The sequence below is a fragment of the Ruegeria sp. BHSB056 genome (assembly GCF_059613305.1).
The window spans coordinates 1-18027 of sequence record NZ_JBXWSG010000024.1; the positions used below are offsets into that span (position 1 = coordinate 1).

Consider the following 18027-nt stretch of genomic DNA (forward strand, 5'->3'; position numbering starts at 1 on the left):
TTCTGACCCTTCTTGCCCGCCATAGAGCGCCCCATGATGTCCACTATCGATAGTGGACATCTTTAACACTCTCTCCCGAACGCCGTCAGAGCGGGGAAGCCGGACGGATACCCTGGATCTCGGCGACCTGACGGTCGACATGCCTCGCCATGAGCCGTTGGCCCAGCAGTTTCACACAGTGCATCTTCGCCCCGACGCGGCTCCCACGATGGTATCCACTCTATCGTCGCCACAGGGCGCGGCCGAGGTATTTGACGTGCGGGGCTTTGTTGCGGGCCACGGCTCCAAAAGTAATCGTCTTCCAGGGCTTCGCGTTCTTGCGGGGTGGGATGACGGCATGGGTACCGCTATCTGCAATCTCATCGAGGTACTCGCGCGTACCGTAGGCACCATCTGCCGTGACGCCCGGTGATCCCGACCGCTCGGATTTTCAGGGTTTCCTCTTTGATCCCAAGGCGAATCTTGCGCCAGACCCGCCGTTTGGGGCCACAATGCTTGCGGGCGTGCCACTCGCCTTCACCTTCGACCTTGATCCCGGTGCTGTCGATCAGCAAGTGCAGCGGCCCGTTGGACCTGTGATACAGGGTGTTCATGGTCAGGGTCTTCTGGCGGCGATATTCCAAGCATGGCAGCGGCTTCGGTCACCGTCCTGGTCGAAACCACCGCTCGAAATGCCTCAACTTGTTTGAACGTGACCTCCATGAGGTGTTGGTTTCTTTGACCTTGTGTTGGAATGATCGTTCTTCGCGCGTTTCTGAGGGCGTCACCTCACGGTGATGACCTCAACTTCTTCGGACAATATCTCGGTGAAATCATGCGCCAGCATTGCATCGAAGCTCAAAGTGTCGCTGACCCCCAGAACAAAATCATCAGCTCTGCATTGATGCACGGCTTCGCCCCGGATCACGTACAGGAAGTCCAATCCTTTGCGTTGGTATCTTGGCAGCGATTTGGATTGGTCGCGGGGCAATCGCGATATTGCTCATTGAAACATGCCGCCAGGCCCACTTTGCTTGCCAGCAAACGGTCGTCATGCGTGTAACTCTTTGTGACGCGTTGCGAAGGTAATCCTTCGCTTGTCTTAACGTGATGAACAACCGCCGTTACATCGGTAAGGGCGAAGAGGGCCATCAAAGGGACTTCCAAAGCGGCAGACAGTGACTGGAGCGTGGCAAGCGATGGTGAGACTGATCCGCTTTCAACCTGGCCGAATGTACTGGCCGTTTGCCGCATGGGTTGATGGTTAAGTCGCAGGGACAAGACAGTGCTCAAACTTTCCAATACTCAAAAGGATAGTGCTGTCACTCCACCGGGCCGATCCGGTCAATCTGTTGCAGTAATGTATGGCAGCTGATCAGAGCCTGTCCCGTTGCCAGGATCATCTGGGGCAGGATCATCCATTCCAGCGTCCAGGCGGCACCGGATCTTTCCTGCTCGTGCACCAGTGCCTGATGCATTCCCGACAGTTGGATTGCGTTGAAACGGGCCAGAGCGACCAGCAGTTCCGCGCGGACCGGGTTGCGCTTGTGAGGCATCGCCGAAGATCCGCCGCCACATGTCAGCGAAACCTCGTCCACCCCCTGCTGAGCCATGAGCGACACGTCCTGACCGATCTTTCCCAGCGCGCCCGTTATCAATGACAGCCATGAGGCAAATTCCGCAAGATTGTCCCGGCAGGTATGCCAGTTTGCATCGCAACTGATCAGGCCAAGCCTATGGGCCATATGATCCGCGATTGCCTGTCCGGATCCGTGCATCCCGGCGCGGTCGCCAACGGCGCCGCCAAGTTGCAGCACAAGCAATCTGGGCTGCAATTCGGTCAGGCGTTTCTGGTGATCGGCCAATGGCAACCGCCAGTTTTGCAGGCGCGTGGCAACTGTAATCTGCATTGCCGCCTGCATTCGGGTTCGCCCCATCATCACGCATTCGCCATGTGCCTGTTCCAGCGCCACAAGCGCATCTATCAGGTTTGAAAGGCGGGCCGAAAACAACTCCAGAATGTCCTTGATTGACATGACCAGAGCGGTGTCGACAACATCCTGCGACGTCATCCCCTTATGCAGCGCCACGTGGCAATGATCAGGCAATGCCGCTTTGAGCGACCGCACCAGCGCGGGCACAACCACGCCATCCAATGCCGTCCCGTCGCGCAGCGCCTGCATGTCGGGACGGTGTTGTCGGATAAGTTTTGCCGCGGTATCCGCCACCTCTGCTGGTACGGAGCCGACGGCCGCCAAAGCCTCAGAATATGCGGCCTCGACGGACAGCATGTGTCGCAGCTGAGCCTCTGTACCCAGCATCTCTGAGGTCTGTGGGTCCTCAAACAGCCCGCTGAGCCAGGGATGAGTGGAAAGCTGTTCCATCCTATTAGTGGCCTTTGAACTGAAGAGGGCGGATATCAATCGTCATGGCGCCGATTCTCCCTGCGCTCAAAGAGCCAAAATTTCGCGGGCCTGTTGCCATGTTGCGACCGGACGTTCGTGCTTTGCGCATAGCTCGGTTACGCGATTGACCAGCGCAGCATTCGAAGGCGCAAGCGTGTTCCGGTCCAGTCGGACATTGTCTTCCAGACCTGTTCGCGTGTGCCCACCCGCAGCAATGGCCCATTCATTTACCACAATCTGGTTTGGACCGATCCCGGCAGCACACCATTCAGCATCCGGTGCGCGATCCTGCATGGACTTCACGTAAAAGTCGAATACGGCCCTGTCGACCGGCATCGCGTTTTTGACACCCATGACAAACTGAACATACAGCTTGCCATAAAGCTTGCCTTCCTTGTGCAATCTGATCGCTTGCAGGATGTGGGACAGGTCAAACGCCTCGATCTCGGGTGTGACTTCGTATTTTCGCATCTCGGCTGACAGCCAGTCCACCAGATCGGGCGGATTCTCATAAACCCGGGTGGGAAAGTTGTTCGATCCAACCGACAGCGACGCCATGTCAGGTGACAGGGGCAGCATTCCGCCCCTGGCCTGGCCGGCGCCTGACCGCCCACCGGTGGAAAACTGGATGATCATTCCGGGGCAGTGTTTTTGCAAACCCTCTTTCAGGAGAGCGAATTTTTCGGGGTCGCTGCTGGGCGTCTGATCATCGTTGCGAACATGGGCGTGGACGATGCTGGCCCCGGCCTCGAACGCCTCTTGCGTGCTTTCGACCTGTTCCGCAACCGAGATCGGCACCGCGGGGTTGTTCTTCTTGGTGGGCAGGGAACCGGTGATTGCCACGCAGATGATGCAGGGTTTGGTCATGGTGATTTCCTGAATTAAGTGCTGCCTTGGAAAGACAGCACCAAGTAGTCAGATATCAAAAAAGACGGTCTCATCTTCGCCTTGTATCTTGATATCGAAGCGATAGACAACTTGACCGTCCCGATTGGTGCGTTTGGCCAGCAGCGTTGCGCGGCGGCGTTCCCATTCGATGAGATTAAGGACCGGGTCCTTGCTATTGGCCTCTGCCTCGTCCTCGAAATAGATACGCGTATTCAGGCCGACATTGATACCCCGGGCAACAACCCAAAGGTTGATATGAGGGGCCTGCTGGCCCACGTTTCGCCCCGGTGTCGGACCGGGTTTGACTGTGTCGAACGCCCATTCGCCGGTTTCAAAGTTGGTGATGACGCGTCCCCAGCCGCGAAAGCCGTCTTCGACATCGCTGCCGCCCTCAGGATGGGCATAGACGCCCCTGGCATTTGCCTGCCAAGCCTCAAGCAAAACATCCTTGATGGGCGATCCTGCCCCGTCCACGACCAGCCCTTCGACCCGAATACGCTCACCCTCGGCATTTGGTCCGGCTATATCCCAGCCCAATTCCTGCCTGTAGATTTCGAATCCGGCAGCCCCGGGTGCCAGGCCAATATGGACGTAAGGCCCAGCTGTTTGCGAGGGGGTTTCCTTCAGATAATTAAGCTGTTGCACCTTCAGTTCCCCTCCAGACGGTTTTCAAACAGGGTCGAGCGCCGACCGCGCAAGACCACGTCAAATTTATAGGCGATGGTATCCAGAGGGATCGTTGAATTCATATCGAGCCGCGAAATCAGGCGGCTGATCGCATCGGCATCAGGAATAGTTTTCACGATCGGACACCTGTCGATCAGCGGGTCACCTTCGAAATAGCATTGTGTGATCAGGCGTTGCGCAAAACCTGTTCCGAATATCGACATGTGGATATGGGCGGGACGCCAGCTGTTCACCCAATTGCGCCAGGGGTAGGCACCGGGTTTCACGGTGCGAAAGAAATAATAACCGTTTTCATCTGTCAGGGTGCGGCCGCAACCACCGAAATTGGGATCGATCGGTGCCAGATAGGTATCTTTCTTGTGGCGATAGCGCCCACCCGCATTCGCCTGCCAGATCTCCACCAACGTGTTTGGCACCGCACGTCCGTTTTCATCCAGCACCCTGCCGTGCAGAATGATACGCTCGCCAATCGGGCTTTTTCCGGGTTGCGCATAGTTCGAGATCAGGTCGTTATCCAGAGGGTCAACATCATTGTGGCCAAAAACCGGGCCGGTGACCTCACTGATTGAGTTTTGCAGCGAGATCAGCGAATATTGCGGTGAACGGGTCACGCTGGTCTTGTAGTCGGGTGTCAGCGCAGGTGGGTGCCACTCGCGGTCACGCTGGTAGAATTCACCTTGTTTCAACATTGTCGGATCACACTTCCTTTTTGTCTGACTCGGGTTTCTGCGCGTTTCCCATTCAGTCCAGTTCCATTTGATCATAGGTCAGTTTTGCCAGTTTGAGGGCCTGATTGGCGCGCGGCACGCCCGCGTAAATTGCGACGTGCTGAAACGCTTCAAGTACATCCTGCTTGCTGGCGCCGGTGCGGGCTGTGGCGCGGATATGCATCGGGATTTCTTCGAAATTTCCCAACGCAGCAAGCAAAGCCAGCGTCAACATGGATCTTTCTCGGTCACTGATCCCGTCCGAGGCCCAGACGGTGCCCCACGCGCCTTCGGTGATAAGCGTCTGAAATGGACCGTCCAAATCAGACTTGGCGTCTTCGGCGCGATCCACATGGGCGTCGCCCAGAATTCTGCGGCGCACTCGCATACCGGACTCGTATTTGTCACTCATTGCGGTTCTCCATCAGGAAGGCGGACAAGTGTTCAGCATAGGTGGCGGGGGCTTCCACGCATGGCAGGTGCCCGGTGTTGGGTATTTCGGCATAGAGCGCCCCGGGGATCATAGCACAAGTCTGCCGGACCAGTTCGGGTGGGCAGGCGCGGTCATCTGATCCGGCGATGGCCAGAACTGGCAATCGCAGCGCCCGGGTCATGGGTTCGAGATCAGCATTTGCAATCGCGTTGCAGCATCCCAGGTACCCAGAAACAGGGGTACGTACCAGCATGTTGCGCCAAAGCAGCACGTTATCGGTTGCCCTGAAATCCGCTGCAAACCAACGGTCCAGAATTGCGTCAGCCACAGACTCGATGCCGGACGATCGGATTGCGCCCATCCGGTCACGCCACATCTGGGCCGTCCCCATTTTTGCGGCGGTGTTGGAAAGAACAAGGGCGCGGATCAGGTCTGGTCGGCGCGAAGCCAGCGCCTGACCGATCATGCCGCCAATCGACAGGCCGACAAACACCGTGTCGCGAACCCCGATATGGTCAAGAAACGCCTCGGCCTCATCTGTCAGCTCAGCCAAGCTGTAAAGCGCCTGAGGGCATTCCGACAGGCCGTGACCACGCAGATCGAACCGGATCAGGCGCAGCCTCTTGGGCAGCAAGGGCAAAACCTTGTCCCAAAGGCGCAGGTCAGTTCCCAGCGAGTTGGCAAACACCACAGGCGTGCCATCTGGATCGCCATCCTCACGCCAATGCAGGTGAATGTTATCCAGCGCCGCAATCTGCATCAGTAGGGCAGCCCGACGTAGTTTTGTGCAAACACCGATTGGGCCTCTTTGTTTTCGCGCAGGAAATCAATGTCAGCCTTCTGCATTTTCAGGTCAAAGCCGTTCTGTTCCGGAAAACGGTGCAACAGGTTGGTCGTGGACCAGCTGAACCGCTCGGCCTTCCAGATCCGGGCCAGCGCTTTTTCGGAATAGCGGTCGATGCCTTCGCTGTCGTGGTCTTCATAGAATTGCAGCAGTGCGTTGTGCAGATAGTGGATGTCGCTTGCCGCTGAGTTAAGCCCCTTGGCCCCGGTGGGGGGCACGATATGCGCGGCATCCCCACACAGGAACAAACGGCCCCAGCGCATTGGTTCGGTCACGAAAGACCGCAGCGCCGCAATTGATTTTTCGACCGATGGCCCGGTGATCAGTGTCTCAGCATATTGCGCGGGGATCCTGCGTTTCAGTTCCTGCCAGAAGGCTTGATCAGTCCAGTCATCGGCACTGTCAGACAGCGAGCATTGAATGTAGTACCGGCTGAGGTTCTCATTGCGCATGGAACAAAGCGCAAAACCGCGTTCCGATCCGGCATATATCAGTTCGTCATGGACCGGGGGTGTTTCGGACAAAACGCCTAGCCAGCCAAATGGATAGACCTTTTCATATTCCCGGCGCACGGTCAGCGGGATGGTTTGACGCGACACCCCATGAAACCCGTCGCACCCGGCGACAAAATCGCAATCAATCCGGTGTCTGGTCCCATCTGCTTGATACGTCACATAAGGCGTATCGCTGTCAGCCCCGTGAATCTGAACATCATCGGCGTTGAAAGCGATCTTACCTCCCATCGCATCGCGGGCATCATACAGATCACGGGTTACTTCCGTTTGTCCGTAAACAACAACGTGGCTGCCGGTCAGCTCTTTAAAGTTAATGCCGAATTCGTTATCGCCGTATGAGATCACTGTGCCGTCATGGACAAAACACTCCTTGTCCATCCGCTCTCCTACACCGGCCTCGCGCATCAGTTCCACAAAACCGGTTTCCAGAATGCCGGCGCGAATGCGGCCCAGAACATATTCTCTGGTTTTGCGCTCTAACACGATGGTGTCTATGCCTTTGCGGTGCAACAACTGGCTGAGCAAAAGACCTGAAGGTCCACCGCCGATGATCGCGACCTGAACGCGCATGTTGGCTCTCCTGATTTCGCGTATCTAATAATTGAACGCCATTTCTCGATATGTAAAATGAGTTCTGCTTGGACTTAGTTGCCGGAATTGGAAAGTAATGATAGATCGCCGCATCAAAGTTAGGCATATTCAATGTTTTATTGAGATATGTCGCGAGAAAAGCCTGAAAGTTGCGGCAGAGAAGCTGTTTCTCACGCAACCGGCGATATCCAAGACGCTTAAGGAGCTTGAGGATATTCTGGGCACTGTGCTGTTGTCCCGTAACCGGTCCGGTGTTTCTCTGACACGGCAGGGTGAAGTGTTTCTGCATTTCGCCGAAATGTCGCTGGCCGCTTTGCAGCAAGGCTTTTCTGGTGTGGAGCAGATCGAGGCGCGGGGCAGAGCCAGTCTCCGGGTCGGGGTGCTGCCTTCGGTTGCGGCCCGTTTGATGCCAGCCGTTGCCACTGAGTTTTCCGAACTTGCGGGCAATGCCCGACTGAGCGTTTTCGACGGTCCACATGGCCATTTGATGGAGCGTCTTCGTCTGGGCGACCTGGAACTTGTTATCGGGCGGTTGGGTCGCCCTGAAACCATGCAGGGCATTTCCTTTACCCAGCTTTACGAGGAGAAGGTCGTCTTTGTCGTGCGCGCGGATCACCCCCTGCTGAAAGCCCCCGATCTCAGGCGGATTACCGAGTGGCAAGTGCTTTACCCGCCTGAAGGATCGGCAATTCGGCCCTTGGTGGATCGCCTCATGATCGCGCATGGGATTGGTGAAATCGAAGATCGTTTGGGAACTGTCTCGGGTGCTTTCGGGCGGGTGTATACCCGGCAGACCGACGCGATCTGGATCATCTCGGCGGGGGTGGTTGCCAATGAAATCAGCGATGGCCACCTTGTGGCGTTGCCGTTTGATACGTCGATAACGCGCGGACCCGTTGGGCTGATGCGTCGGCCAGACCAGGTCCTGTCACCTCAGGCGCAGGTTTTCGGGTTGGCTTTGGACAATGCAATTGCAAGGTTGGGCTTGTCGCCTGATGGTGCGACCTCTGATAACTAAGGCTGGTCCATTCTGCCGGGGTGGCGCGAGGACAGGAGCACAAGATGGATGACAAGGAACGCAGAATCCGTGAGGCGATTATCGAGAAATGCCTTTTTCTGAATTCCAGTGGTCTTAGCCAGGGCACATCCGGCAATATCTCGGCCCGATACGAGAACCGGATGCTGATCACACCCTCGGCGACGCCATATGACAAGCTGAACCCCGAGATGATCGTCTCAATGCCATTTGATGGGGAGTATGGGACCTGGGATGGCCCGCTCAAACCTTCGACCGAATGGCGGTTCCACTTCGACATTCTCAAGACCCGACCCGATATGGGCGCGGTGGTCCATGCACATCCGACCTATTGCACGGCACTGGCGATTGCACACAAAGAAATCCCGGCAGCGCATTACATGGTCGCGGCCTTCGGCGGTCCCAATGTTCGCTGCGCACCCTATGCGCGCTTTGGCACGCCCGAGCTGTCGGAGCTGGCGATCGAAGCGCTGCAAGATCGAACCGCCTGTCTGCTTGGAAATCATGGGTCCATTGCCATGGGAGAGGACCTGGACAAGGCCATATGGCGCGCAGTCGAGCTGGAAACCATTGCCCGTCAATATTACCTTTCCCTGACCCTCGGTCCGGTGATCCTGACCGATGAACAGATTTCCGAAACGCTATCCGGTTTCGCTTCTTACGGCGCTCAGGACGACTACAAGGACGTCGCAGCAGGCACCGCGCAGGAGCAAAATGCGTCTGAACAGATGTGAGCGCCAGGATGGCCGCGCTGGGGGTCGGTATATTGGGCTCAAGTCCAGAACTTCGCGACGTGATCAGGAGGTTTTCGCCTGTTCGCCGTTGGTGCCACGCATCTGGCCATTCGCGCGGATACGGCTGCCTATTGATTTATTGGCGCGCGTAAAGAAAATGTAAGGTCAAAGCAAAAGAGTTCCGCAAGCGGGTAGGTATGGCAAAAATAAGAAATATGGAGGAATTCGCGGCCCTGAGCGGGATTTCGCGGCCAACGGTTTCCAAATATTTCCACGACCCGGAAAGCGTTCGTTCCTCTACGCGGGCGCGTATCGAAGAAGCTTTGGAAAAGTTCGATTACCGCCCCAACATCTACGCGGTGAACCAGAACCGAAAGCTGACCAAGAATATCGGCATCGTTGTTCCCTATCTAGCCGATCCTTTTTTTGCCGAGATGGCCAGATACCTTGAGCAGAGCTGTATTGCTGCCGGGTATCGTCCATCTCTTTTCAGCTCGCATGGTGAACAGAAGCTGGAGAATGAAATTCTCGATAGTTTGCGCTCTCTGAAACCGGCGGGCGTGCTGTTTGCCCCATTAGGGCGTGCCTCGGACCGCGCTCACATCGAGAAGTTTTGCGCCGAGGTGCCTACTGTTCTGTTTGACAGCAACCTTGAAGGGTTGGGCGCCGCATTTATTGGATCGGACAATTTCAGTTTTGTGTCCCAAACCGTGGAATACATGACCCGGACGGGTGAACCTCCGTCTTTCTTTGAAATGCGCACGCCAGCAAACCCAAACGCCAACAAGCGACGCAAGGCATATATCGAGGTAATGGAACGTCTGGGGTTCGAGCCCCATGTCATTAAAATCGATGGTGAAGGCTGGGCGTTTGAAGAGATCGGGCATCAAGGTGCTTTGAGGGTGTTGGAGAAAGGCGCTCTCAGGACGAATTCGGTTTTGTGCAGCAATGACCGCCTTGCGATCGGTTTTCTGGCTGCCTGTTATGAGCAGGGGATTCGGGTTGGGCGAACGGAAGAATGCTCACTCCGTGTCGCATCAAATGACGACCACCCTTTTGCAAAATTTACGTGCCCATCGCTGACAACAGCTGCGCATGATTATGACAACGTGGCAGGATGCAGTGTGGACACCTTGTTTGAACTCATTGAAAGCGGGGGAAAATTTGATGATCGGACGGAAACTCTGTTTCCGGCACGGCTTGTCTTAAGAGAATCTGCGTGAATTAAAACTTAACGCGCGTAAAGTTATTATTGACGCCGCGACAATTTATAAACTAGGGTCTCTGTACAGCATCCAAGCTCAGGGAGGACAGGGATGTATTTGAAGAACGCACTTCGTGCGGCGACTGCGTTGACTTTCGTCGCTACGGCAGCAGCCCAAGCGGAAACCATCACGATCGCGACCGTCAACAATGGCGACATGATCCGAATGCAGGGCTACACAGACAACTTTACCAATGCGACCGGCATTGATGTTGAATGGGTGACGTTGGAAGAAAACGTTTTGCGTCAGCGCGTCACGACCGACATCACCACCAATGGCGGTCAGTTCGACATCATGACCATCGGCATGTACGAAACCCCGATCTGGGGTGCGAACGGCTGGCTGGTACCGCTGGACGGTTTGTCCGATGAATATGATGTTGGCGATCTGCTGCCTGCGATGGCAGGCGGGTTGAGCCATGATGGCACGCTTTATGCTGCGCCGTTTTATGGCGAAAGCTCGATGATCATGTACCGCACCGACCTGATGGAAAAGGCCGGTCTGGAAATGCCCGAAGCACCCACATGGCAATTCATCCGTGAAGCTGCGGCTGCCATGACCGATCGCGACAACGACATTAACGGCATCTGCCTGCGTGGCAAGGCGGGCTGGGGTGAAGGTGGTGCCTTTATCACCGTAACCGGCAATTCTTTCGGTGCGCGCTGGTTCGATGAAAACTGGAAGCCGCAGTTCGATCAGCCCGAGTGGAAAGAGGCGCTGACGTTCTTCGTCGACATGATGAGTGAATCCGGCCCGGCTGGCTATGCAACAAATGGTTTCAACGAGAACCTGTCTTTGTTCCAGCAAGGCAAGTGCGGCATGTGGATTGACGCCACCGTCGCCGCGTCTTTTGTGACAAATCCGGACGACTCAACCGTAGCTGACAAGGTTGGCTTCGCACTTGCACCAAATTCGGAAGGCGTCGACAAGCGCGCCAATTGGCTTTGGGCTTGGGCGCTGGCAATCCCGGCGGGAACTCAGCAGGAAGATGCGGCCAAGCAGTTCATCGAATGGGCAACCTCGAAAGACTACATCGAGCTGGTGGCTGAAAACGAAGGTTGGGCCAATGTGCCTCCGGGCGCGCGGACCTCGCTTTATGAGAATGACAACTACAAGGAAGTCCCATTTGCAAAAATGACTCTGGAATCGATCCTGATGGCTGACCCGCAGAATTGCTGTGTGCAGCCGACACCCTATACCGGTGTCCAGTTCGTGGCCATTCCGGAATTTGCAGGGATTGCCACACAGGTAAGCCAGGAATTCTCGGCCGTTTATGCCGGGCAGCAAACAGTGGATGAGGCGCTTGCCAAAGCGCAGGCCTTCACAGCAGAAGAGATGGAAGCCGCAGGGTACTGAGGCAACCTTCCCAGCGGGGGGCAGACGTTCTGTCCCCCGCTCCCACTTTCACAATTCGTGTTTTTCTCGCAGGCTGCCTTACGCCTGAACAGAGAGGTCTTGCACAATGGCAACTCAACATTCCAGATCAGTTGCACGCCTGATGATGGCACCCGCAGTGGTACTGCTGCTTGGCTGGATGCTCGTGCCGCTGACGATGACCCTGTATTTTTCCTTCAAGAAGTATCTTCCCCTGCGGGGCGGTGATCTCGGTTGGGTGGGTTTCGACAACTATATCCGATTTGTTTCGTCCAGTTCGTTCTGGCCCGCGGTACAGGCAACGCTTGTCATTGTGATCGGCGTGTTGGCGATTACGATCATTCTGGGCATCCTGCTCGCTATGCTTTTAGATCAACCGATGTGGGGCCAGGGGGTGGTGCGCATCCTCGTTATTGCACCATTCTTTGTTATGCCGACTGTGTCGGCTCTGGTCTGGAAAAACATGTTCATGGACCCGGTCAACGGGTTGCTGGCCCATCTGTGGCGCTTTTTCGGGGCTGAACCGGTCTCGTGGTTGTCCGAAGCTTCAATGACCTCGATTGTCATGATCGTGTCGTGGCAATGGTTGCCATTTGCGACACTGATCCTTTTGACCGCAATCCAGTCGCTGGACAGTGAGCAACTGGAAGCTGCTGAAATGGATGGCGCACCGCCGCTCAAGCGGTTCTACCACATCATTCTGCCGCACCTGAGCCGTGCAATCACAATCGTAATCCTGATCCAGACAATCTTTCTGCTTTCGATCTTTGCCGAGATTTTCGTCACCACCGGCGGGGCATTCGGCACCCGTACACTCACCTACCTGATCTTCCAGCGCGTGTTGGAAAGCCAGAATGTGGGTCTCGGATCAGCCGGAGGTGTCTATGCCATCATTCTCGCCAATATCGTTGCGGTCTTCCTGATGCGCATCGTCGGCAAGAACCTGGACGCGTGAGGAGGTAAAACCATGGCCCGCACCGTCACAATCCAACGCAAGTCGCTGAACACTGCCCTGGCCTGGGCCGTCGGTCTGCTGATCTTTTTCCCGATCCTCTGGACCATCCTGACCAGCTTCAAAACCGAAGCACAGGCCATCGCAAGCCCGCCACTGTTCCTGAACTTCGACTGGACGCTTGAGAACTATGCTGTTGTGCAGGAACGCTCGAACTACATGCGTTTCCTTTGGAACTCGGTCATCATCGCAGGCGGGTCAACCCTGTTGGGTGTGATCATTGCCGTACCGGCAGCATGGGCAATGGCGTTTGTTCCTTCGAAACGTACAAAGGACATTCTGCTTTGGATGCTCTCGACCAAGATGTTGCCAGCGGTCGGTGTCCTTTACCCGATCTACCTGCTGTTCATTCGTCTGGGGCTACTTGATACACGAGGTGGGCTGGTCGTCGTGTTGATGCTGATCAACTTGCCGATCATCGTCTGGATGCTTTACACCTACTTTCGCGAAATTCCGGGTGAAATCCTTGAAGCCGCGCGGATGGACGGGGCAACGCTGAAAGAGGAAATCCTGCACATCCTGACACCCATGGCTGTGCCGGGCATCGCTTCGACTGTTCTGCTGAACTTCATTCTTGCCTGGAACGAGGCATTCTGGACCCTCAACCTGACAGCCGTAGACGCGGCCCCGCTGACCGCATTTATCGCCAGCTATTCCAGCCCCGAGGGCCTGTTCTTTGCCAAGCTCAGCGCGGCTTCGACAATGGCGATTGCACCGATCCTGATCCTTGGCTGGTTTAGCCAGAAACAACTTGTCCGCGGCCTGACTTTTGGCGCTGTGAAATAAGGAAAACTTCTCATGGGACGTATTCAACTCAAGTCCGTGACCAAAAGCTTTGGCGACGTGCAGGTTATCCCGCCACTGGATCTGACCATCGAAGACGGAGAGTTTACGGTGTTTGTCGGACCATCGGGTTGCGGTAAGTCCACTTTGCTGCGCCTGATTGCGGGGTTGGAGGACATCACCTCGGGTTCCATCGACATTGACGGGGCCGACGCAACAAACGTACCACCCGCAAAACGCGGCTTGGCAATGGTTTTCCAGTCTTATGCCTTGTATCCGCACATGTCCGTTCGCAAGAACATCGCCTTTCCGTTGCGCATGGCAAAACTGGACCAGGCCGAAATCGACAAACGTGTGGAAGGGGCCGCGCAGGTTCTGAACCTGACCGACTATCTGGATCGCCGCCCCGGTCAGCTGTCCGGTGGCCAGCGCCAGCGTGTGGCCATCGGGCGTGCCATTGTCCGCGAACCCGCAGCGTTTCTGTTCGATGAGCCGCTTTCCAACCTGGACGCCGCGCTGCGCGTTGGCATGCGTTTGGAGATCAGCGAGTTGCACGAGCGGTTGGCGACAACCATGATCTATGTGACCCATGATCAGGTCGAAGCAATGACGATGGCCGACAAGATCGTCGTGCTTCAGGCAGGTGTGATCGAGCAGGTCGGAAGCCCGCTGGACCTGTATCGTACACCGCGGAACCTTTTTGTCGCCGGGTTCATCGGCTCGCCCAAGATGAACTTTATCGAAGGCGAAGAGGCTGCAAAACACGGCGCGCATACAATCGGTATCCGCCCCGAACATATTGCTGTGTCCGAGAGCGAAGGAACCTGGAGCGGTGTCGTCGGCGTGTCCGAGCATCTTGGATCAGATACGTTTTTCCACATACATGAAACCGGTCTGGCGGAAACAATCACGGTGCGCGCGGACGGAGAGGTTGGATTTCGGCATGGCGACCGTATCTACCTGACGCCACGTGCCGACGTGCTTCATCGCTTTGACGCCCAAGGGCTACGGATCGAATGAAGCGACTGGACGGAAAAACCGCGCTCATCACTGGGGCTGCGCGCGGAATCGGGCTGGCCTTTGCAAAAGCTTACGTCGCCGAAGGCGCGCGTGTGGCCATTGCCGACATTGATATCGCGCGGGCGCAATCCGCAGCCTCGGAAATTGGTGACGCCGCAATGGCGGTCGAAATGAATGTCGCTGAACAGGACAGCATCGACAATGCTGTTGCATGCACTGTGGATCAATTCGGTCAGATTGATATTCTCATCAACAATGCCGCCGTTTTTTCAGCAGCGCCCATCACCGAAATCGATCGCGCCGATTACCAGCGTGTTTTCGACATCAATGTCTCTGGCACCCTGTTTACACTGCAGGCCGTTGCGCGACACATGATCGACGCCAATGTCAAAGGCCGGATCATCAATCTGGCCTCACAGGCCGGTCGGCGTGGCGAACCTCTGGTCGCCGTTTACTGCGCCAGCAAGGCCGCCGTAATCTCTTTGACGCAGTCTGCGGGGCTCAATCTGATCGCCCACGGGATAAATGTGAATGCGATCGCACCCGGTGTTGTGGATGGAGAGCATTGGGACGGTGTGGACGCCTTCTTTGCGAAGTACGAAAACAAAAAACCCGGACAGAAGAAGCGCGAAGTTGCATCAGCGGTACCGTTCGGCCGTATGGGACAGGCCGAGGATTTGACCGGGATGGCTGTGTTTCTGGCGTCTGATGAAGCGGAATACATCGTGGCCCAGACTTACAATGTCGACGGCGGAAACTGGATGAGCTGATGACCCCTTTGGCGGACATAACACCGGTAGAGCTGCGCCTCGACCACCTTGGGGCGCTTCCGGCAGATATCAAGAAACCCGGATACCGGCGTGAAGACCTGACGCCTGGGATTGTTCATATCGGACTTGGGAATTTTCACCGTGCGCATCAGGCTTGGTACATTCACAGGCTGATGCAAAAAGGGTTGGCCCTCGACTGGGCGATCATCGGGGCGGGCGTTCGGGCCTATGACGCGGACATGCGCGAAAAACTGATTGGGCAAGACTGTCTGACAACTTTGATTGAGCTTGACCCGTCCGGTGTTTCTGCCGAAGTCATCGGCCCGTTGATCGACTATCTGCCCATTGAACCCCGAAATGCACCTCTGATCAGGAAAATGTCCGATCCCGCCATTCGGATCGTGTCCCTTACCGTTACTGAAGGCGGCTACTTTCTGGATGCCAAGTCGGGTGCTTTCGACACGGATCACGATGATATTCGACACGACGTGCAAAACCCGCAACAGCCACGCACGGTCTTTGGTGCCATAGTGGCGGCACTTGGCAATCGCCGTGCCGCCGGGCATCTGCCCTTTACGGCATTAAGTTGTGACAACCTTCAGGGCAACGGTACCATCCTGCGCAATTGCGTTGTTGAACTGGCACGCCTTTCGGACCCTGATCTTGCGGATTGGATTGATCAGAACGGGGCGTTCCCGAACTCGATGGTGGATTGCATTGTTCCCGCAACCACTGATCATGTCCGATCCCAGACCCGCGCCCTTGGAATTGAAGACAGTGTTCCGGTTTCACACGAGAACTTTCGCCAATGGGTAATTGAAGATGATTTCTGCGCCGGGCGACCGATGTTGGAAAAAGCCGGCGTAACGATCACCAAAGACGTGCACGCATTTGAAACCCTGAAACTGCGTATTCTGAACGGCGGGCACCAAATTCTGGCGAATGTGGGCGAGGTTCTGAACATACCCACAATTTCGGACTGCATGAACGACCGGGAAATTTCGGCATTCTTTCTGAAAGTCCAGACCGAAGAAATTCTCCCTCATGCCAGTGCGGTTCCCGGGATGACGCCTGAACAGTATCTGGATCTGGTCAAACGCAGGTTTTCGAATACGGCTATTCATGACACGACGCGTCGCGTAGCCTTTGACGGGTCTGCACGCCACCCCGGATTCTTGCTTCCGTCCATTCGCGATGCTCTGGCCTCGGATACCACTGTCACTGGGCTGGCACTGGTTGAAGCTTTCTGGTGCCGGATGTGCGCCGGTCTGCGTGAGGACGGATCAGAGATTGCGCCCAATGATCCCATCTGGAGCGATTTGCAGAGTGCGGCCCTTGCCGCCAGGGAACAACCCAAAAAATGGCTTCAGGCAGCAAACCTGTACGGGAATACGGGACGTGAAACGCAGTTCGCAGAAGCCTTCGCACGCTGGTTGCCTCGGATCTGGCAGCACGGATGCCGGACGACGATCAAAAGCTATCTGAATGCGCTTTCCTGACGGTTGTGATCTCGGTTCAGGTGGTTTCCATCGCTTCGATGGTCATGGTGATGGGAAGGAAGTACCACGGCAATAAAGACTGAGTATTGCACTGCGCCAGCCAGTACCGTGTCATTTCGAGGGATCACGCGGCAGGGCCGGGCAGAACACCGCCAGCAGCGGCAGAAGACACAGAACAGCCAGACCATAACGGATCGCAAGCATGGTCATCGGTTCCACATAGGGCAGCCCCAGCTTGGCAAAGCTGTAGCCACCCGCCCAGAACAGCACGAACAGAACCGGTGCACCCAACCAGAATATCGATACCGCGCGGGCCGAGGTCATCATCTATTCCAGCTTCGAAGATAATCGCCCAAGCATATCAAGGCATTGGGCCATTTGGTCGACCGAGACGTATTCATCGGGTTTATGCGCTTGATCGATTGATCCGGGGCCGCAGACAACGACGCTCATCCCCAACTGCTGGAATATCCCGGCCTCGGTGCCGAAAGGTACAACGTCGGCGCCATTTGCCCCTGTCAGTTCCATCACAAGGTCACGCGCTTCGTTGTCGTCCATTGGCTCCAGCCCGTCGACCTCACCGATTACTTCGGTCTTGATACCGGCATCGGGATGAACAGTCTGCATTGCCGGGATCAGGGTTTGCGCGCAAAACCGGTGCAGTTCGTCTTTGACGTAATCCGCATCCGCCTTTTGCACTGGTCGCATCTCCCAATCGACCCGCGCCTTACCGGGGATCACATTATGGGCCACCCCGCCCATCAGCGAACCGGTATTTATTGTTGTCCATGGCGGGTCGAACGGGCTGTTTTCCGGTGCTCTCCCTTGCAAATCAGCCTTCAGCGCAAGCAGTTTCGACACGTATTGCACTGCGTATTCGACTGCGTTTACACCGCGCTCGGGGGCCGAGCCATGGCCTTCGAACCCGGTAAAATGTGTTGTGTATTCATAGCAGCCCTTATGGCCTTCGATGATGCGCATCGAGGTGGGTTCCCCAATGATGACCACAGCGGGTTTGATCGCTTTCTCCCGCAGGGTCTTGGCCAAAGCCTGCGCGCCAAAACAGCCGATTTCCTCATCATAGGTAAAGGCGAAATGCACCGGGCGCTGAAGGCCCAGCTTTGCGTAATACGGGGCCATGATGACTGCCGCCGCGATAAACCCTTTCATATCGCAGGTGCCGCGACCAAACCACTTGCCGTCCCGCTCCTCCATCACGAACGGGTCCGAGGACCAGTCCTGATCGGCGACAGGCACTACATCGGAATGGCCTGACAGAACGATACCACCGTCGCGCTTGGGGCCCAATGTGGCAAAAAGATTGGCTTTGGTGCCGGTTTCGTCATGCCATATTTCCACCTCTGCACCGCAATCGCTCAACCGGTTCGCGAGGTGTTTGATCATGTCCAGATTGCTGTCTGACGAAACCGTGGGGAAGCTGATCAGTTCGCCCAGCAGGGTCTTGGCGTCTTCGAGGATGCTCAA

The 18027-nt window shown here is 56.1% G+C and carries 19 protein-coding genes and 1 pseudogene; 9 read left to right on the plus strand and 11 right to left on the minus strand.

Annotated elements, in window-relative coordinates; translation table 11 throughout:
• Nucleotides 1-112 precede the first annotated feature (112 nt).
• The 9 genes and pseudogenes from AC2FND_RS08385 to pobA form a co-directional block, all read right to left on the minus strand.
• Nucleotides 113-614 (minus strand): annotated as a pseudogene (locus tag AC2FND_RS08385) (transposase); the annotation flags it as partial.
• Between the two features lie 149 nt (nucleotides 615-763).
• Nucleotides 764-970, minus strand: coding sequence for a hypothetical protein (locus AC2FND_RS08390; RefSeq protein ID WP_496769092.1), 207 nt, complete (start codon nucleotides 968-970; stop codon nucleotides 764-766).
• A gap of 331 nt (nucleotides 971-1301) precedes the next feature.
• The gene (locus tag AC2FND_RS08395) at nucleotides 1302-2363 is read right to left on the minus strand and encodes a 3-carboxy-cis,cis-muconate cycloisomerase (protein WP_496769094.1); all 1062 of its coding nucleotides are present in this window, start codon (nucleotides 2361-2363) and stop codon (nucleotides 1302-1304) included.
• A 66-nt stretch (nucleotides 2364-2429) separates the two neighbouring features.
• Nucleotides 2430-3251, minus strand: a complete 822-nt coding sequence (locus AC2FND_RS08400; protein WP_480920853.1) for a 3-oxoadipate:acetyl-CoA acetyltransferase — start codon at nucleotides 3249-3251, stop codon at nucleotides 2430-2432.
• A gap of 48 nt (nucleotides 3252-3299) precedes the next feature.
• A complete protein-coding gene (gene pcaG / locus AC2FND_RS08405) occupies nucleotides 3300-3917 on the minus strand; it encodes a protocatechuate 3,4-dioxygenase subunit alpha (protein ID WP_209599053.1) in 618 nt (205 codons plus the stop codon).
• A gap of 2 nt (nucleotides 3918-3919) precedes the next feature.
• Nucleotides 3920-4648 (minus strand): protocatechuate 3,4-dioxygenase subunit beta, encoded by a 729-nt coding sequence (pcaH, locus tag AC2FND_RS08410; RefSeq protein ID WP_496769096.1) that lies wholly within the window; start codon nucleotides 4646-4648, stop codon nucleotides 3920-3922.
• 52 nt (nucleotides 4649-4700) lie between these two features.
• Nucleotides 4701-5078 carry a 4-carboxymuconolactone decarboxylase gene (gene pcaC / locus AC2FND_RS08415; protein WP_496769098.1) on the minus strand — a complete coding sequence of 126 codons (378 nt, stop codon included), beginning with the start codon at nucleotides 5076-5078 and terminating at the stop codon, nucleotides 4701-4703.
• Entirely contained in the window at nucleotides 5071-5859 is a 789-nt protein-coding gene (gene pcaD, locus AC2FND_RS08420) for a 3-oxoadipate enol-lactonase (RefSeq protein WP_496769100.1), read from the minus strand. The genes pcaC and pcaD overlap by 8 nt, the downstream gene beginning before the upstream one ends.
• Entirely contained in the window at nucleotides 5859-7028 is a 1170-nt protein-coding gene (gene pobA / locus AC2FND_RS08425; RefSeq protein WP_496769102.1) for a 4-hydroxybenzoate 3-monooxygenase, read from the minus strand. The genes pcaD and pobA overlap by 1 nt, the downstream gene beginning before the upstream one ends.
• Nucleotides 7029-7125: 97 nt before the next feature.
• Between pobA and pcaQ the strand changes: the two genes are divergently transcribed.
• The 9 genes from pcaQ (at nucleotide 7126) to AC2FND_RS08470 (ending at nucleotide 16542) form a co-directional block, all read left to right on the plus strand.
• A complete protein-coding gene (pcaQ, locus tag AC2FND_RS08430) occupies nucleotides 7126-8067 on the plus strand; it encodes a pca operon transcription factor PcaQ (protein WP_496769104.1) in 942 nt (313 codons plus the stop codon).
• Between the two features lie 44 nt (nucleotides 8068-8111).
• The gene (locus AC2FND_RS08435; RefSeq protein WP_496769106.1) at nucleotides 8112-8819 is read left to right on the plus strand and encodes a class II aldolase/adducin family protein; all 708 of its coding nucleotides are present in this window, start codon (nucleotides 8112-8114) and stop codon (nucleotides 8817-8819) included.
• A 197-nt stretch (nucleotides 8820-9016) separates the two neighbouring features.
• Complete coding sequence (locus tag AC2FND_RS08440; protein ID WP_480484635.1) at nucleotides 9017-10042, plus strand: LacI family DNA-binding transcriptional regulator; 1026 nt, start codon at nucleotides 9017-9019, stop codon at nucleotides 10040-10042.
• A gap of 93 nt (nucleotides 10043-10135) precedes the next feature.
• Entirely contained in the window at nucleotides 10136-11440 is a 1305-nt protein-coding gene (locus tag AC2FND_RS08445; RefSeq protein ID WP_480508254.1) for an ABC transporter substrate-binding protein, read from the plus strand.
• A 106-nt stretch (nucleotides 11441-11546) separates the two neighbouring features.
• Complete coding sequence (locus tag AC2FND_RS08450; RefSeq protein ID WP_496769109.1) at nucleotides 11547-12413, plus strand: carbohydrate ABC transporter permease; 867 nt, start codon at nucleotides 11547-11549, stop codon at nucleotides 12411-12413.
• Nucleotides 12414-12425: 12 nt separating this feature from the next.
• Nucleotides 12426-13256: a carbohydrate ABC transporter permease gene (locus AC2FND_RS08455; RefSeq protein ID WP_209506825.1), complete on the plus strand. Its 831-nt coding sequence runs from the start codon at nucleotides 12426-12428 to the stop codon at nucleotides 13254-13256.
• Nucleotides 13257-13268: 12 nt separating this feature from the next.
• Nucleotides 13269-14273, plus strand: coding sequence for an ABC transporter ATP-binding protein (locus AC2FND_RS08460; protein WP_480588715.1), 1005 nt, complete (start codon nucleotides 13269-13271; stop codon nucleotides 14271-14273).
• The gene (locus AC2FND_RS08465; protein ID WP_496769111.1) at nucleotides 14270-15043 is read left to right on the plus strand and encodes an L-iditol 2-dehydrogenase; all 774 of its coding nucleotides are present in this window, start codon (nucleotides 14270-14272) and stop codon (nucleotides 15041-15043) included. The genes AC2FND_RS08460 and AC2FND_RS08465 overlap by 4 nt, the downstream gene beginning before the upstream one ends.
• Entirely contained in the window at nucleotides 15043-16542 is a 1500-nt protein-coding gene (locus tag AC2FND_RS08470; RefSeq protein WP_496769113.1) for a mannitol dehydrogenase family protein, read from the plus strand. Before AC2FND_RS08465 ends, AC2FND_RS08470 begins: the two co-directional genes overlap by 1 nt.
• A gap of 111 nt (nucleotides 16543-16653) precedes the next feature.
• On the opposite strand, the gene AC2FND_RS08475 is transcribed toward AC2FND_RS08470, so the two are convergent.
• Nucleotides 16654-16869: a hypothetical protein gene (locus tag AC2FND_RS08475; protein ID WP_496769115.1), complete on the minus strand. Its 216-nt coding sequence runs from the start codon at nucleotides 16867-16869 to the stop codon at nucleotides 16654-16656.
• Nucleotides 16870-18027: an acetylornithine deacetylase gene (argE, locus tag AC2FND_RS08480; RefSeq protein ID WP_496769117.1), complete on the minus strand. Its 1158-nt coding sequence runs from the start codon at nucleotides 18025-18027 to the stop codon at nucleotides 16870-16872. It abuts the gene before it with no gap.

Bases quoted from the DNA above. Each gene is read 5' to 3' on its own strand.
- AC2FND_RS08395 (WP_496769094.1), bottom strand. From the start codon at position 2,363: ATGGAACAGCTTTCCACTCATCCCTGGCTCAGCGGGCTGTTTGAGGAC.
- AC2FND_RS08400 (WP_480920853.1), bottom strand. From the start codon at position 3,251: ATGACCAAACCCTGCATCATCTGCGTGGCAATCACCGGTTCCCTGCCC.
- pcaH (WP_496769096.1), bottom strand. From the start codon at position 4,648: ATGTTGAAACAAGGTGAATTCTACCAGCGTGACCGCGAGTGGCACCCA.
- pcaC (WP_496769098.1), bottom strand. From the start codon at position 5,078: ATGAGTGACAAATACGAGTCCGGTATGCGAGTGCGCCGCAGAATTCTG.
- pcaD (WP_496769100.1), bottom strand. From the start codon at position 5,859: ATGCAGATTGCGGCGCTGGATAACATTCACCTGCATTGGCGTGAGGAT.
- pobA (WP_496769102.1), bottom strand. From the start codon at position 7,028: ATGCGCGTTCAGGTCGCGATCATCGGCGGTGGACCTTCAGGTCTTTTG.
- pcaQ (WP_496769104.1), top strand. From the start codon at position 7,126: ATGATAGATCGCCGCATCAAAGTTAGGCATATTCAATGTTTTATTGAG.
- AC2FND_RS08435 (WP_496769106.1), top strand. From the start codon at position 8,112: ATGGATGACAAGGAACGCAGAATCCGTGAGGCGATTATCGAGAAATGC.
- AC2FND_RS08440 (WP_480484635.1), top strand. From the start codon at position 9,017: ATGGCAAAAATAAGAAATATGGAGGAATTCGCGGCCCTGAGCGGGATT.
- AC2FND_RS08445 (WP_480508254.1), top strand. From the start codon at position 10,136: ATGTATTTGAAGAACGCACTTCGTGCGGCGACTGCGTTGACTTTCGTC.
- AC2FND_RS08450 (WP_496769109.1), top strand. From the start codon at position 11,547: ATGGCAACTCAACATTCCAGATCAGTTGCACGCCTGATGATGGCACCC.
- AC2FND_RS08455 (WP_209506825.1), top strand. From the start codon at position 12,426: ATGGCCCGCACCGTCACAATCCAACGCAAGTCGCTGAACACTGCCCTG.
- AC2FND_RS08460 (WP_480588715.1), top strand. From the start codon at position 13,269: ATGGGACGTATTCAACTCAAGTCCGTGACCAAAAGCTTTGGCGACGTG.
- AC2FND_RS08465 (WP_496769111.1), top strand. From the start codon at position 14,270: ATGAAGCGACTGGACGGAAAAACCGCGCTCATCACTGGGGCTGCGCGC.
- AC2FND_RS08470 (WP_496769113.1), top strand. From the start codon at position 15,043: ATGACCCCTTTGGCGGACATAACACCGGTAGAGCTGCGCCTCGACCAC.
- AC2FND_RS08475 (WP_496769115.1), bottom strand. From the start codon at position 16,869: ATGATGACCTCGGCCCGCGCGGTATCGATATTCTGGTTGGGTGCACCG.